Below are 14,828 nucleotides of genomic sequence, written 5' to 3'. Positions count from 1 at the left end.
AGTCAGATGAATAAAACGGTATTACTTGTTGAAGATGAAAGAAGACTACGCGAAATTGTGAGCGATTATTTCCGTAATGAAGGCTTTGAAGTAATCGAAGCAGAGGACGGGAAACAAGCGTTAGAATTATTTGCTGAACATACAATTGATTTAATTATGTTAGACATTATGTTGCCAGAAATTGATGGATGGTCCGTTTGTCGTCGTATTCGTAAAGAATCAGCGGTACCGATTATTATGCTAACAGCGCGCTCTGATGAAGATGATACATTGCTAGGATTTGAGTTAGGTGCAGATGAGTATGTAACAAAACCATTCAGTCCGAAAGTGTTAGTAGCGCGTGCAAAAACATTATTAAAACGAGCAGATGGAGCGGTAGGTGTTGCCGAAGATAATGTGCTATCTGCAGCTGGAATTGATGTCAATCGACTTTCGAGAACAGTATTTGTAGATGGAAAGGAAATTATATTAACGCATAAGGAATTTGAACTTCTTGTGTATTTAATGGAAAACAAAGGAATTGTATTATCACGTCAACATTTATTAGATCAGCTGTGGGGATACGATTATTATGGTGATGATCGAACAGTAGATACGCATATTAAAAAATTACGTAATAAACTAGGTGATAAAGCAAAGCATATTGGAACCGTTATCCGAGTTGGGTATAAATTTGAAGAGTAATCTTTTTAACCTATGTAACTTAGCTTGAAAATATAACAAAATGACACTTTCTTTTGCAAATGAATGTACAAATTCTCATTTTTTTGTCTAGAATAATGAATAAGGACATTTTTGAATTGGATTTCACGATGAGTTCACAAGAAGGACACAAAATGTGATTATACTGAAAATACGAATTCAGCAGAGAGGGGAAGTTAACATGGGATATTATGACGGACCAAATATGAACGGAGAATATGACGAAACAAAAGAAATAAGAAAAAACGGTAGTAAAAAAGGGTATTTCTTTACCGGTTTAGTTGGAGCTGTGGTCGGAGCAGTTTCTATTAGTTTTGCAGCACCTTATATGCCATGGGCAAAAAATAACGATGTAGCTGTTTCATCTGTATCTTCTAATTCAAACGTAGAAGGTACGGTTGTACCAGTTGTGAATAAATCGAAAAATGAAACAGATTTACCTGGCATGATTGAAGGGGCAAAAGAAGTTGTTGTCGGTGTTATCAATATGCAAAAAACAATCGATCCATTTGCTATGCAGCCGATTGGTCAAGAGCAAGAAGCTGGCTTAGGATCGGGCGTTATTTATAAAAAAGCTGGGAATAAAGCATATGTTGTTACAAATAATCACGTAGTGGATGGAGCCAATAAACTTGCTGTTAAATTAAGCAATGGTAAAGAGGTTGATGCAAAATTAGTTGGGAAAGATCCTTGGCTAGATTTAGCTGTTGTCGAAATCGATGGTTCCAATATTAATAAAGTTGCTACGCTAGGGGATTCTAGCAAAATTCGTGCAGGCGAACCAGCCATCGCAATCGGGAATCCGCTAGGCTTTGATGGCAGTGTAACAGAAGGAATTATCAGTAGTAAAGAACGTGAAATTCCAGTTGATATCGATGGTGATAAACGTCCCGATTGGAATGCACAAGTGATTCAAACAGATGCAGCGATTAACCCAGGAAATAGCGGCGGTGCTTTATTTAACCAAAATGGCGAAGTAATTGGGATTAACTCTAGCAAAATTGCACAGCAAGAAGTAGAAGGAATCGGGTTCGCCATTCCGATTAATATTGCAAAACCTGTGATTGAATCACTTGAAAAAGATGGAACAGTGAAACGACCAGCTCTTGGCGTTGGAGTTGTTTCATTAGAAGATGTGCAAAGATACGCTTCACAATTGAAATTACCAAAAGATATAACAAGTGGAGTTGTGTTAGGGAAAGTTTATCCAATTTCACCAGCAGAAAAAGCTGGACTAGAGCAATATGACGTTGTTGTTGCATTAGATAACCAAAAAGTGGAGAATGCATTGCAATTCCGTAAATATTTATACGAAAAGAAAAAAGTAGGAGATAAAATTGATGTGACATTTTATCGCAATGGTGAAAAAATGACGAAAACTGCTACTTTAACGGATAACGCTTCGGCTAAGAATTAATAAAGAAAGTCTCTTTCGTATTGAAAGAGGCTTTCTTTATCGGCTATACTAAAAGAATAGGAGGGATTTAATATGACAATTAAAAATCCAACTCGTTCGGAAATTGGTGAAGTGTTAAAAAAAAGTAAAACAATCGCGGTTGTCGGTTTATCTGATAAACCTGAGCGTACATCATATATGGTTTCAAAAGCGATGCAAGACGCTGGATATCGCATTATTCCAGTTAACCCAGCGATTACAGAAGTGTTAGGAGAAAAAGCAGTTTCTTCTTTAAAAGAGATAAAAGAACATATTGATATTGTGAACGTATTTCGTCGCTCCGAATTTTTAATGGATGTTGCCAAAGAATTTGTCGAGGTTGATGCGGATGTTTTTTGGGCACAATTAGGAGTACAAGATGAAGATACTTATCAGTTTCTAACAGAAAAGGGCCATACGGTCATTATGGATCGCTGTATTAAAGTAGAACATGCAATGACAAAGTAGCATTGGCCCTCAAAATGAAAGAGAGGCTTTCACTTTTGTTCTCTGCTTAGAGACTGAGTAGATGGACGAGGTGTTCATCATGAGATTTTTTAAAGGCTGTTTTTGGGGATTGGTACTCGTTATCCCGTTTTGGATCTTTATCATTTGGATAATGATAAAATGGTGGAATGTGTAGTTTTGGAATACATATCCATTTCTCGTTGACAAACGATTATTTTTCTGAAATAGTAGCCTAGAGGAATCCTTGTACAAAAACAAGGATTTTTCTTTTGAAAATGGTATATAAAAGGATAACATACCTTGCCAAACACATGGTTAAGGCGTTATTCTATAATAGAAACATATGTTCTGATTTTGACTAGGAAAGGGGCAAGGAGTTTGGCAAAGCATCAATTTCAATATAATGAAGATGCAATTCAAGTGTTAGAAGGCCTTGAAGCCGTTCGAAAACGCCCGGGTATGTATATCGGGAGCACGGACAGCCGTGGATTGCATCATTTAGTATACGAAATAGTAGATAACTCTGTTGATGAAGCATTAGCAGGGTTTGGCGATGAAATTTCTGTCATCATACATAAAGATAATAGTATTAGTGTTATTGATAAAGGGCGAGGAATGCCGACGGGAATGCATAAACTTGGGAAACCAACACCTGAAGTTATTTTAACTATACTTCATGCAGGTGGTAAGTTTGGACAAGGTGGCTATAAAACAAGCGGTGGTTTACACGGTGTTGGAGCATCGGTTGTAAATGCACTATCAGAATGGCTAGTCGTAACAATTAAGCGCGATGGAAACATTTATGAGCAACGCTTTGAAAATGGCGGTATTCCTGTAACAACGTTAGAGAAAATTGGAAAAACGAAAGAATCTGGTACAACGATGCATTTTAAACCGGATTCATCTATTTTTAGTACAACAAATTATAATTATGAGACGTTATGTGAAAGATTACGTGAATCGGCATTCTTATTAAAAGGGATGAAAATTTCAATCAAAGATGAGCGAAATGATTTAGAAGATGTTTTCCATTATGAAACAGGTATTGAGGCTTTTGTTTCATATTTAAATGAGGAGAAAGATGCGATTCATCCCGTTGTTTATTTCTCCGGAGAACAAAATGGAATTGAAGCAGAGTTAGCATTTCAGTTTAACGATGGCTATTCAGAGAACATTCTTTCATTTGTAAATAATGTACGTACGAAAGATGGCGGGACGCATGAAGCTGGATTTAAAACAGCAATGACTCGTGTCTTCAATGAATATGCTCGCAAAGTTTCTTTATTAAAAGAAAAAGATAAGAATTTAGAAGGTACAGATATTCGTGAAGGGTTAGCAGCGGTTGTTTCTGTTCGTGTACCAGAAGAGTTACTTCAATTTGAAGGACAAACGAAAGGAAAACTCGGCACAAGTGAGGCTCGTTCTTCTATTGATGCGATTGTATCGGAGCACTTAGCTTACTTTTTAGAAGAAACTCCTGATGTAGCTACACTTCTTGTGAAAAAAGCGATTAAAGCAGCACAGGCACGAGAAGCTGCTCGTAAAGCGAGAGAAGAAGCGCGTACTGGCAAGAAGAAAAAGCGTTCAGAAGGGACTTTAAGCGGAAAGTTAACACCTGCACAATCACGTAACCCACAGAAAAATGAATTGTATTTAGTAGAGGGTGATTCTGCTGGTGGATCTGCGAAACAAGGACGTGATCGTCGTTTTCAAGCAGTATTACCTCTTCGTGGTAAAGTAATCAATACGGAAAAGGCAAAACTTGCTGATATTTTCAAAAATGAAGAGATTAATACAATCATTTATGCAATCGGTGGCGGTGTTGGCAATGAGTTTTCTATTGAAGATATCAACTATGATAAAGTGGTGATCATGACCGATGCCGATACAGATGGAGCTCATATTCAAGTGCTGTTACTTACATTTTTCTATCGCTATATGAAGTCGTTAATTGAAGCTGGAAAAGTATTTATTGCCCTTCCACCTTTATATAAAGTAAGTAAAGGAAAAGGAAAAAACGAAGTGATTGAATATGCATGGTCAGATGAAGAGTTGGCTAGCGTAACGAAAAAAGTTGGGAAAGGTTATATCTTACAGCGTTATAAAGGACTTGGTGAAATGAACGCCGATCAATTATGGGAAACAACGATGAATCCAGAGACGCGTACATTAATTCGTGTGAAAATTGATGATGCGGCAAGAGCAGAACGTCGCGTTACAACGTTGATGGGAGATAAAGTAGAACCTCGTCGTAAATGGATTGAGCGCAATGTACAGTTCGGTATGCAAGAAGAAGGCAATATTTTAGAAAATGAAATGATTATGGAGACGGAGGTGGAATAACATGCAAGCAGAGAAGTTTCATGACCTCCCGCTTGAAGATGTGTTAGGTGATCGCTTTGCACGTTACAGTAAATATATTATTCAAGATCGTGCGCTTCCAGATGCGCGTGACGGTTTAAAACCAGTACAAAGACGTATTTTATATTCCATGTATGTAGAAGGAAATGTGAATGATAAGCCATTTCGTAAATCAGCTAAAACAGTTGGTAATGTTATCGGTAACTATCATCCGCATGGTGATTCTTCTGTATATGAAGCCATGGTTCGTTTAAGTCAAGATTGGAAAGTTCGAAATGTTTTAGTTGAAATGCATGGGAATAATGGTAGTGTAGATGGCGACCCAGCAGCGGCTATGCGTTATACAGAAGCGCGCTTATCGCCAATCGCTTCTGAACTTCTCCGTGATATTGATAAAGAAACGGTGGAGTTTGTTCCAAACTTTGATGATACAAGTGAAGAACCGGTTGTCTTACCTGCGATGTTTCCAAACTTATTAGTAAATGGATCAACGGGGATTTCGGCTGGATATGCAACAGAAATTCCTCCGCATCATCTTGGTGAAGTAATCGATGCGACAATGATGCGCATTGATAAGCCGAATTGTACGGTAGATGATTTACTAGCAATTATAAAAGGACCGGATTTTCCAACGGGCGGTATCATTCAAGGAATTGATGGAATAAAAAAAGCATATGAAACTGGAAAAGGAAAAATAATTATTCGCGGAAAAGCAGAGGTAGAAACGATTCGTGGTGGAAAACAACAAATCGTTATTACAGAAATCCCTTACGAAGTAAACAAGGCGAATCTCGTAAAAAAAATGGATGAACTACGTCTTGATAAAAAGTTAGATGGAATTGCAGAAGTTCGTGATGAAACGGATCGTACAGGTCTTCGTATCGTTATAGAGTTGAAAAAAGAAGCAAATGCGGAAGGGATTTTAAATTACTTATATAAAAACACAGATTTACAAATCACATACAACTTTAATATGGTAGCGATTAATAATCGACGTCCAACGCTTATGACATTGCCAAATATTTTAGATGCCTATATCGGACATCAAAAGGAAGTTGTGACAAGGCGTTCGCAGTATGAATTAAGAAAAGCAGAAAATCGTCAACATATTGTAGAAGGCTTAATGAAAGCTTTATCAATTTTAGATCAAGTAATTGAAACCATTCGAGCATCTAAAGATAAACGAAATGCGAAAGATAATTTAATTGCAAAATTTAGCTTTACAGAAGCGCAGGCAGAAGCAATTGTTTCCTTACAGTTATATCGTTTAACAAATACAGATATTACAGCACTAGAGAATGAAGCGGAAGAATTGAATCAAAAAATCACAACGTTACAAGCTATTTTAAACAGTGAAAAGAAACTTCTTCAAGTCATTAAAGCGGATTTAAAACGAGTGAAGAAAACATATAGTGACGAACGCCGTTCTGTAATTGAAGAAGAAATTGAAGAAATTAAAATTGATGTAGAAGTGATGATTCCGCAAGAAGATGTTATCGTTACAGTAACGAAAGAAGGGTATGTGAAGCGAACGGGCTGGCGTTCGCATAATGCATCAAATGGGAAAGACTTCGGTATGAAAGAGGGCGACGTCTTACTCGAACGATTTGATACAAATACGACAGAAACGGTTCTCTTGTTTACGAATAAAGGAAATTACATTTATTTACCTGTATATGAAATGCCGGATATTCGTTGGAAAGATTTAGGACAGCACGTTGCAAATATCGTTTCACTGGATCGCGATGAGACGTTAATATGGGCTACGGTTGTACCGAATTTTGAGGAAGAAAAGCGATTTGTCGTATTTGTTACACGAAATGGTATGATTAAGAAAACAGAACTGAACCAATATAAAGTCCAGCGTTACTCTCGAGCATTTGTGGCGATAAATTTGAAAAAAGATGATGAAGTTGTCGATATCTTTGCGACAGATGGAACAAGTGATATTGTTCTTGCGACACACGGTGCATATGCACTTATTTTTGATGAGGAAGAAGTGAGTCCGGTTGGCGTAAGGGCAGCTGGTGTTAAGGCAATTAATTTAAAAGAAGATGATTATGTTGCTGCTGGTAAACCGTTAAATAGTGAAAAAGATCAATTCATGCTTGTTACACAGCGCGGTGCAGTGAAACGATTAAAAGCTTCTGAAATTGAAAAATCAACAAGGGCGAAACGAGGCCTTGTCATTTTTAAAGAATTAAAACGGAATCCGTACCGTATTGTTGGCATTGAGGTTATTCGAGATGACGAATTAGTATATATGAAAACAGAAAAACAAATTGTAGAAGAAATTGATCCAAAAACTTTCCGGAATAAAGACCGCTACAGTAATGGAAGTCTCGTACTAGATGTGAATGAGACAGGCGAAGTGGTTGAAACGTGGACGCAGAAACGAACTGAATAAATAGAAGAAATCCTTGCTAGTTTCCATATAGCAAGGATTTTTTGACCATGAAGCAAAGTATTAGGCAGATAACAATACCCTTGCTATAATGAAAAATGAAATCGTTCTCATAGATGGAGGGACAAAATGAAAAAAATAGGTGTAGGGATTGTAGGATTTGGATTTTCTAGTACAACATTTCATATCCCATTATTACAAACAATTGAAGAATATGATATTCGAGCGATTGTTTCTTCAAAGGAAGAAGTCGTAAAAGAAACGTTACCAAACGTACAAGTAGAAGCTACAATTGGGGGATTAGTTAAACGAGATGATATTGACCTTGTTGTCATTACGTCACCAAATACAACACATTTTCCATTTGTGAAAGAAGCAATACAACATGGAAAACATGTTGTGGTAGAAAAACCTTTTGTTGTGTCAGTAGAAGAAGGAACGGAGCTTATCTCTTTAGCGAAGAAGCATCATGTCATTCTTAGTGTGTATCATAATCGTCGTTTTGATAATGACTTTTTAACGATAAAGAAGTTAATAGAGGAAAAACGCATTGGAAATATATATGCATATGAAGCGCATTTTGATCGTTTTCGTCCAAATGTACGCGATCGCTGGCGAGAAAAAAATTTACCAGGATCGGGCATTTTATATGACTTAGGATCGCATTTAATTGACCAAGCTTTATTATTATTCGGTAAGCCAGATCGTATTTATGCTGATGTCGTTACGCAGCGACCTGGTGCGGAAATTGATGATTATTTCCATCTTGTACTTCACTATGGAGTAAAGCGTATTAGTTTGCATAGCAGCAGTTATGTGAAACATGCTGGGCCGCATTTCATTGTTCATGGTGACAAAGGATCAATTGTGAAATATGGCATGGATTCACAGGAAAAACAATTAAAATCGGGTATGAAACCAGGTGATATTGGATACGGAGAAGATCAAGAAAATCAGTTTGCCATTTTAGAAACAGAAGAGAAGACAGAAAGAATTCAAACAGAAGTTGGGTGCTACGAGCAATATTACAAAGGAATACGAGATAGTATTATGCATGGTGAACATCCACCTGTAACAGCTGAAGAGGGCTTGGAAGTCATTCGAATAATTGAATCTGCAATGGAAAGTAGTAGAACGGGTAGAGTGATTTCATTATAATCATGAAATAAAATTGACGTAAAATGAAAAAGGATGGGTAAGCAGAAACATGATTTGCTTACCTATCTTTTTTGTTCTATCGTAGTAATAATTGTTTAAAAGATTGAGCTTTTAAAAAATAGAATGATAAATAATAAAGCACTACCAATTACAATAAATAAACTAACCATTATAAATCCATATATAAAGCCTTTACCCATTGAGAATAAATCTAAGAAAGCATTTTTCAAAGTATCAAATAGCTTATTCACAGTTATCTCCTTGATTAAAGTTTTAGTATTTGTTATTTTTTACTATAAACATCTACTTAAAATCTCTTCAGGCAACCCTTCCATCTCACAAATTTTCTCTGATGAAAATCCGTGTTTGATTAAAATCTTCCTACTTACTTTTGTTCTTATTACTAACCGTTTTAAATATTTTTTTTATAAATCTCATTTTCAAGAGTAGAAAGCCCGTAGAAAAACATTATGACGATATTTTCAATATGTTTTTCGCAATTTCCTTCAAGACGTTTTGCCCCCGAGCTCATTTCCTAATGTATTAAACATTTGAATGTATAGCAATATTACTTATTTAGACAAGTTTACCATTGTAAACAATTTAAAGAAGAAAGCTCACTGCGTCAAGTGGGCTTGTTAGTTTGCTCTTTTCATTACGTGATTTTTTCGAGTGAAAATGAAAATAAAAATAGTATATCACCAATGTTTGATTAAGATATACTATTTTCAAAAATGATAGAATGGTGTAACATAATAATGGAGTTGAAACGGGGAAATAAGGGGGATTTTATAAAAAAGATTGAGGGGTTCTTTTCTATAAGCAGAGGAAAAATGAGTAAACAGGGGAGTAGAAACAAATGAGAATTGTAAAAAATTTAACATTTCAAGTGATCGTGGCAATTATTTGCGGGATTGCAGTAGGAGCAATTTGGCCTAGTGTTGGGCAACAAATGAAACCGATTGGTGAAACATTTATTAATATGATTAAAATGGTTATTGCACCGATTATCTTTTTAACAATCGTCCTTGGTATTGCAAGTATGGGAAATATGAAAAAAGTGGGACGCGTTGGAGGAAAGGCACTGTTATATTTTGAAATTGTAACGACACTTGCACTTTTAATAGGGATTATTGTTGCAAATGCTGTACGACCTGGTGATGGATTGGATCCCACAAAGTTAAAGGGGGGCGATGTGTCACAATACGTACAAAGTGGTCAAGAAATGAAGTGGCTCGATTTCTTTTTACATATTGTACCATCTAATATGTTTGAAGCCTTTGTAAAAGGGGATATTTTGCAAGTTCTATTCTTTTCTATTTTATTTGGAGCAGGACTAACAATGCTCGGAAAAAATGGACAGCCGGTTATCGATTTTTTTGAACGATTATCGAAGGTCTTTTTCAACATTTTATCGATTGTTATGAAATTGGCGCCTCTTGGAGCTTTTGGTGGAATGGCGTTTACAATTGGAAAGTACGGTTTAAGCACATTAATTCCGCTTAGTAAGTTAATGGTTTGTGTCTATGCGACGATGGCATTATTCGTTTTTATCGTTTTACATTTTATTTGTCGATTGTATAAATTTAGTTTATGGAAATATTTATCGTATATAAAAGAAGAGTTGCTTATCGTCCTTGGGACATCATCTTCAGAGTCCGTATTGCCACGAATGATGACAAAGATGGAACAGTTCGGCTGCTCTAAACCGGTAGTAGGTTTAGTGATTCCAACAGGATATTCATTTAACTTAGATGGAACAACCATTTATTTATCAATGGCAACGATCTTTTTAGCACAAGTTTTTCATGTTGATCTTTCACTAGGGCAACAATTAACAATTATAGCTATTTTGTTAGTAACATCAAAAGGCGCAGCTGCTGTAACTGGTGGGGGTTTTATCGTACTTGCTTCCACTTTATCTGCGATGAATGTGATTCCTTTAGAAGGACTTGCACTTTTACTTGGCGTTGACCGTTTTATGTCAGAAGCGCGTGCGATTGTCAATTTAATTGGTAATGGCATTGCGACTGTCGTTGTTGCAAAAAGTGAAAATGAATTTAGTGAAGAAAAATATAAACAAGTGTTAACTCGTATGTAGAAAGAGGCTATGTCAAAAGTTACTGGTGATTCAGCAACTTTTGAGAGCCTCTTTTATTTTTGTAATAAAAAAATTATCGTTTATGCATTTTTTATAAGTAGCTATTTATTGGTGGAAAATCTATAAATAGAAAAGGTAAGTTGTAATACTTAACGATTGTAGTAAGAGTAAAGGTTTTAATATTTTTATAGGATTTTTATAAATAGTACTGCAATAAAATAATTTTTATAAAATTTTCAATAATATTACTTTACAAAATGCAGAAAAATAGTAGAATAATAGTTAATAGAAATCTTCTGATAAATATAATATAAAGAAAAAAGGAATTTTCAGAAATTTCTCAATCTAGAAACGTACAGGTAATTGAGGAGGGTATAGAAAGTGACAAAGAGAAAAATAAAAAAACTAACAGCGGTTGTAGCACCGGTCTTAGCGATGAGCATGGCATTATCAGCATGTTCTACAGGTGGGGATAAGCAGGCAAGTACAAATTCTAAGGGAGATAGTAAATCAGGTGAGAAGTTAGCGGCAAAGCAAGTATTTAACCGTACAGAAAGACAAGAAATTCCAACGATGGATACTTCAAAATCAACTGATACAGTTGGTTCTCAAGTATTAGGGAATACAATGGAAGGATTATATCGTCTTGATAAAGATAATAAGCCAATTCCAGCAGCAGCAGAATCTAGCACGAAAAGTGAAGATGGCAAAAAATATACATTTAAACTACGTAAAGAGGCAAAATGGTCAAATGGAGATCCAGTAACAGCGAAAGATTTCGTCTTTGCATGGCAACGATTATTAGATCCAAGTACAGCTTCGGAGTATGCATTTATTGCATATCCAATCAAAAATGCAGAAGCGATTAATAAAGGACAAGCAGAGGTATCTACGCTAGGTGTAAAAGCAGTCGATGACTATACACTTGAGGTAGAATTAGAAAGACCTGTGCCGTACTTTTTAAATTTAACAGCATTTCCATCTTATTATCCGTTAAATGAGAAATTTGTAAAAGAAAAAGGAGATAAATTCGGATTAGAAGCTGACACGGTTTTATATAACGGACCATTCGTTATGTCTGAATGGAAGCATGAACAAGGTTGGAAGTTGAAGAAAAATGAAAATTATTGGGATAAAAAAACAGTGAAGCTTGAAGAAATTAACTACAGTGTAGTGAAAGAACCAGCAACTTTAGTTAATTTATATGATAGTGGTCAAGTAGATTTTGCGATATTAAAGGGAGAATTTGTAGATAAATACCGAAACAAAAAAGGTGAATTTGGTGTATATGAACAACCAAATACATTCTTCTTACGATTAAATGAAAAGCGTAATGGTCAAGATACACCGCTTAAAAATAAAAATTTACGTGAAGCAATCGCGCTTTCTGTCGATAAAAAAGATCTAGCAAACGTTCTTTTAAATGATGGTTCAAAAGCAGTCGATAGCCTTGTTCCAAAGGGATTAGCGAAAGGTCCAGATGGAAAAGATTTTACAGAATCATTTAAAAATGGTTTGAAACACAATACGAAAAAGGCAGCAGCTGCATGGGAAAAAGCGAAAAAAGAGCTTGGCAAAGATGAGGTTACAATTGAATTATTAAGCTACGATGACGGGAATGCAAGAAAAGTTGCTGATTATATAAAAGATCAAATTGAGAAAAATTTAAAAGGTGTAAAAATTAATATTAAAATTCAACCATTTAAACAAAAATTAAAATTAGAATCAGCGCAAGATTATGAAATCTCATATGCAGGCTGGAGCCCAGACTATTCTGATCCAATGACATACTTAGATATGTTTGAAACAAACAGCTCTTACAATCAAATGAGTTATTCAAATCCAAAATATGATGAAATCATTAAACAAGGAAAAACAGAGTTAATGGCAGATGCGAAAAAACGTTGGGCAGAATTAGGGAAAGCTGAAAAGCTATTACTTGAAGAAGATGTTGCTCTTGTTCCGCTATACCAACGTGCTGATGCTTATGTAATGAAGCCAAATATAAAAGGTGTTGTTCATCATAACATTAGTCCAGAATTTAGCTTTAAATGGGCTTATGTAACGGAATAAAATGAAGCAATAATATAAAGTTTAAAAGCATTTTGAAAGTAGTATTGCTACTTCCAAAATGCTTTTTTGAATAGACTTTCGTTAAAAATAGTTTTTTATATTCAAATGATTAATAGTTATTAGATTACTATATGAATATGGAAGAAGAACAAAGAAGGTGTGATAGAAATGAAAGAAATAGAAAAGAATAAGAAGGGTAGTAATCACATATAGTAGGTGATGGAATCACGATGTTGTACAGTTTGCAAAATATAACTAGAAAAATACAAATTTTAATTTTCTAAAAATTTTAAAAATAACTTTACAAACAACAAAAAAGAAGTAGAATATTAATTAATAAGAATTTTCTGATAACAAATAGTTACAGAAGATTTATCAAGGTTAGTATTTTACATATAATAGGGGAGGATATAAAAATGAAGAAAAAGAAGATGAAAAAGTTAACGACAGTTGCAGCGCCGGTGTTGGCAGTAAGTATGGCGCTGGCCGCATGTTCTGGATCAGGGGATAAAGAAAAGGCGAATACAACACCGAAAAGTGATGAAAAATCTGGAGGGAAATTAGCGGCAAAGCAAGTGCTTAATTTAACAGAGCCGCAAGAAATTCCTTCAATGGATTCTTCCAAGGCAACAGACCAAGTATCATTTCTTGTTATGAATAACGTAATGGAAGGATTATATCGTTTAGGAAAAGATAATAAAGTAACTCCTGGTGTAGCAGAATCCTATAAGAAAAGCGATGATGGTAAAAAATATACATTTACATTAAATAAAAATGCGAAATGGTCAAACGGAGACCCTGTTACTGCGAAAGATTTCGTATTTGCTTGGAAGCGTGCTCTAGACCCAAATACAGCTGCTGAATATGCATATATTATGTACGACTTAAAGAATGCAAAAGCAATTAATGAAGGAAAAGCACCACTTGATACGTTAGGGGTCAAAGCTGTAGATGATTATACATTAGAAGTAGAACTGGAAAACCCAATTCCATATTTTGTTGAGTTAACATCATTTGGAACATTCTATCCACTTAACGAAAAATTTGTAAAGGAAAAAGGGGATAAATTTGGTTTAGAAGCAGATACAACGCTTTATAATGGCCCATTTACACTGAGTGAATGGCAACATGAAGAAGGGTGGAAGTTAAAGAAAAATGAGCAATATTGGGATAATAAAACGGTGAAATTAGAAGAAATTAACTTCAATGTCGTCAAAGAGACTGGTACTCGTGTAAATTTATATGAAAGTGGCCAAATTGATCGTGCAGAAATTTCATCTGAATTTGTAGATAAATATAAATCAAGCCCAGATTTCTTTACAGAAGAAACACCATCAACATTTTTCCTACGTTTAAATCAAAAACGTGGCGGAAAAGATACAGTGTTTACAAATAAAGATTTACGTTTAGCAATTGCAATGGCATACGATAAAAAAGGATTGACCAATGTGATTTTAAATGATGGTTCCAAGCCAGCAGACTATTTTGTACCAAAAGAATTTGCGAAAGGCCCAGATGGAAAAGACTTCCGTAAAGAGAACGGAAATATTTTGAAAACAGATGTGAAGAAAGCGAAAGAACATTGGGAGAAAGCGAAAAAAGAGCTTGGAAAAGATAAGGTTACAGTAGAATTACTAAATTATGATACGGAATCGTCAAAAAAAATAGGTGAGTATTTAAAAGGGGAATTAGAGAAGAACTTACCAGGCTTAACAGTAAATTTAAAAAACCAGCCGTTTAAACAAAAACTAAAGCTAGAAACAGACCAAGATTATGAGTTATCATTTGCAGGATGGGGCCCTGACTATTTAGATCCAATGACATTTATTGATATGTTTATAACGAACGGAGCACATAACCAATCAGGATATTCCAATCCAGAATATGATAAACTTGTAGAACAAGGAAAAGGAGAGTTACTAACAAAGACAAAAGAACGCTGGAACGGATTACTGAAAGCTGAGAAAATGTTACTTGAAGATGCGGCAATTGCCCCGTTATTTCAACAGGGTAAAGGAATTATCCAAAAACAAAAAGTAAAAGGAATTGTTCGCCATCCAGTTGGTGGAGATTATAGTTATAAGTGGGCATATATTTCTGATGATAAATAAGAATGAGGGGCACGA

At 35.3% G+C, this 14,828-nt stretch carries 9 protein-coding genes and 1 pseudogene; 9 read left to right on the top strand and 1 reads right to left on the bottom strand.

What is annotated here, in order from left to right:
- Positions 1-6: 6 nt before the first annotated feature.
- From MR059_RS16605 to MR059_RS16580, 6 genes are all read left to right on the top strand, one after another.
- Entirely contained in the window at positions 7-684 is a 678-nt protein-coding gene (locus tag MR059_RS16605; RefSeq protein WP_012094693.1) for a response regulator transcription factor, read from the top strand.
- Between the two features lie 199 nt (positions 685-883).
- Complete coding sequence (locus MR059_RS16600; RefSeq protein WP_012094692.1) at positions 884-2,119, top strand: S1C family serine protease; 1,236 nt, start codon at positions 884-886, stop codon at positions 2,117-2,119.
- 72 nt (positions 2,120-2,191) lie between these two features.
- The gene (locus tag MR059_RS16595) at positions 2,192-2,605 is read left to right on the top strand and encodes a CoA-binding protein (protein WP_012094691.1); all 414 of its coding nucleotides are present in this window, start codon (positions 2,192-2,194) and stop codon (positions 2,603-2,605) included.
- A 378-nt stretch (positions 2,606-2,983) separates the two neighbouring features.
- On the top strand, positions 2,984-4,948 hold the full coding sequence (gene parE, locus MR059_RS16590; RefSeq protein ID WP_012094690.1) for a DNA topoisomerase IV subunit B: 1,965 nt from the start codon (positions 2,984-2,986) through the stop codon (positions 4,946-4,948).
- A gap of 1 nt (position 4,949) precedes the next feature.
- A complete protein-coding gene (gene parC / locus MR059_RS16585; protein WP_012094689.1) occupies positions 4,950-7,373 on the top strand; it encodes a DNA topoisomerase IV subunit A in 2,424 nt (807 codons plus the stop codon).
- 126 nt (positions 7,374-7,499) lie between these two features.
- Positions 7,500-8,528 carry an oxidoreductase gene (locus tag MR059_RS16580; protein WP_048723953.1) on the top strand — a complete coding sequence of 343 codons (1,029 nt, stop codon included), beginning with the start codon at positions 7,500-7,502 and terminating at the stop codon, positions 8,526-8,528.
- A gap of 412 nt (positions 8,529-8,940) precedes the next feature.
- Here MR059_RS16580 and MR059_RS16575 read toward each other — a convergent pair.
- Positions 8,941-9,100, bottom strand: a pseudogene (locus MR059_RS16575) (TetR/AcrR family transcriptional regulator); the annotation flags it as partial.
- A 287-nt stretch (positions 9,101-9,387) separates the two neighbouring features.
- On the opposite strand from MR059_RS16575, the gene MR059_RS16570 reads away from it, so the two are divergent.
- From MR059_RS16570 to MR059_RS16560, 3 genes are all read left to right on the top strand, one after another.
- On the top strand, positions 9,388-10,629 hold the full coding sequence (locus MR059_RS16570; protein ID WP_210351697.1) for a dicarboxylate/amino acid:cation symporter: 1,242 nt from the start codon (positions 9,388-9,390) through the stop codon (positions 10,627-10,629).
- A 381-nt stretch (positions 10,630-11,010) separates the two neighbouring features.
- Positions 11,011-12,702 carry a peptide ABC transporter substrate-binding protein gene (locus tag MR059_RS16565; RefSeq protein WP_048723950.1) on the top strand — a complete coding sequence of 564 codons (1,692 nt, stop codon included), beginning with the start codon at positions 11,011-11,013 and terminating at the stop codon, positions 12,700-12,702.
- A 416-nt stretch (positions 12,703-13,118) separates the two neighbouring features.
- Entirely contained in the window at positions 13,119-14,813 is a 1,695-nt protein-coding gene (locus MR059_RS16560) for a peptide ABC transporter substrate-binding protein (RefSeq protein WP_012094685.1), read from the top strand.
- Positions 14,814-14,828: the final 15 nt, after the last annotated feature.

The sequence above is a fragment of the Bacillus cereus group sp. BfR-BA-01522 genome (genome assembly GCF_022662635.1).
Classification (GTDB): domain Bacteria; phylum Bacillota; class Bacilli; order Bacillales; family Bacillaceae_G; genus Bacillus_A; species Bacillus_A cytotoxicus.
Note: the sequence above shows the minus strand (reverse complement) of the source record. Positions and strands in the feature narration are given on the sequence as shown.

Coding starts and splice junctions, on each gene's coding strand:
- MR059_RS16560 (WP_012094685.1), top strand. CDS start 13,119: ATGAAGAAAAAGAAGATGAAAAAGTTAACGACAGTTGCAGCGCCGGTG.
- MR059_RS16580 (WP_048723953.1), top strand. CDS start 7,500: ATGAAAAAAATAGGTGTAGGGATTGTAGGATTTGGATTTTCTAGTACA.
- MR059_RS16595 (WP_012094691.1), top strand. CDS start 2,192: ATGACAATTAAAAATCCAACTCGTTCGGAAATTGGTGAAGTGTTAAAA.
- parC (WP_012094689.1), top strand. CDS start 4,950: ATGCAAGCAGAGAAGTTTCATGACCTCCCGCTTGAAGATGTGTTAGGT.
- MR059_RS16600 (WP_012094692.1), top strand. CDS start 884: ATGGGATATTATGACGGACCAAATATGAACGGAGAATATGACGAAACA.
- MR059_RS16570 (WP_210351697.1), top strand. CDS start 9,388: ATGAGAATTGTAAAAAATTTAACATTTCAAGTGATCGTGGCAATTATT.
- MR059_RS16605 (WP_012094693.1), top strand. CDS start 7: ATGAATAAAACGGTATTACTTGTTGAAGATGAAAGAAGACTACGCGAA.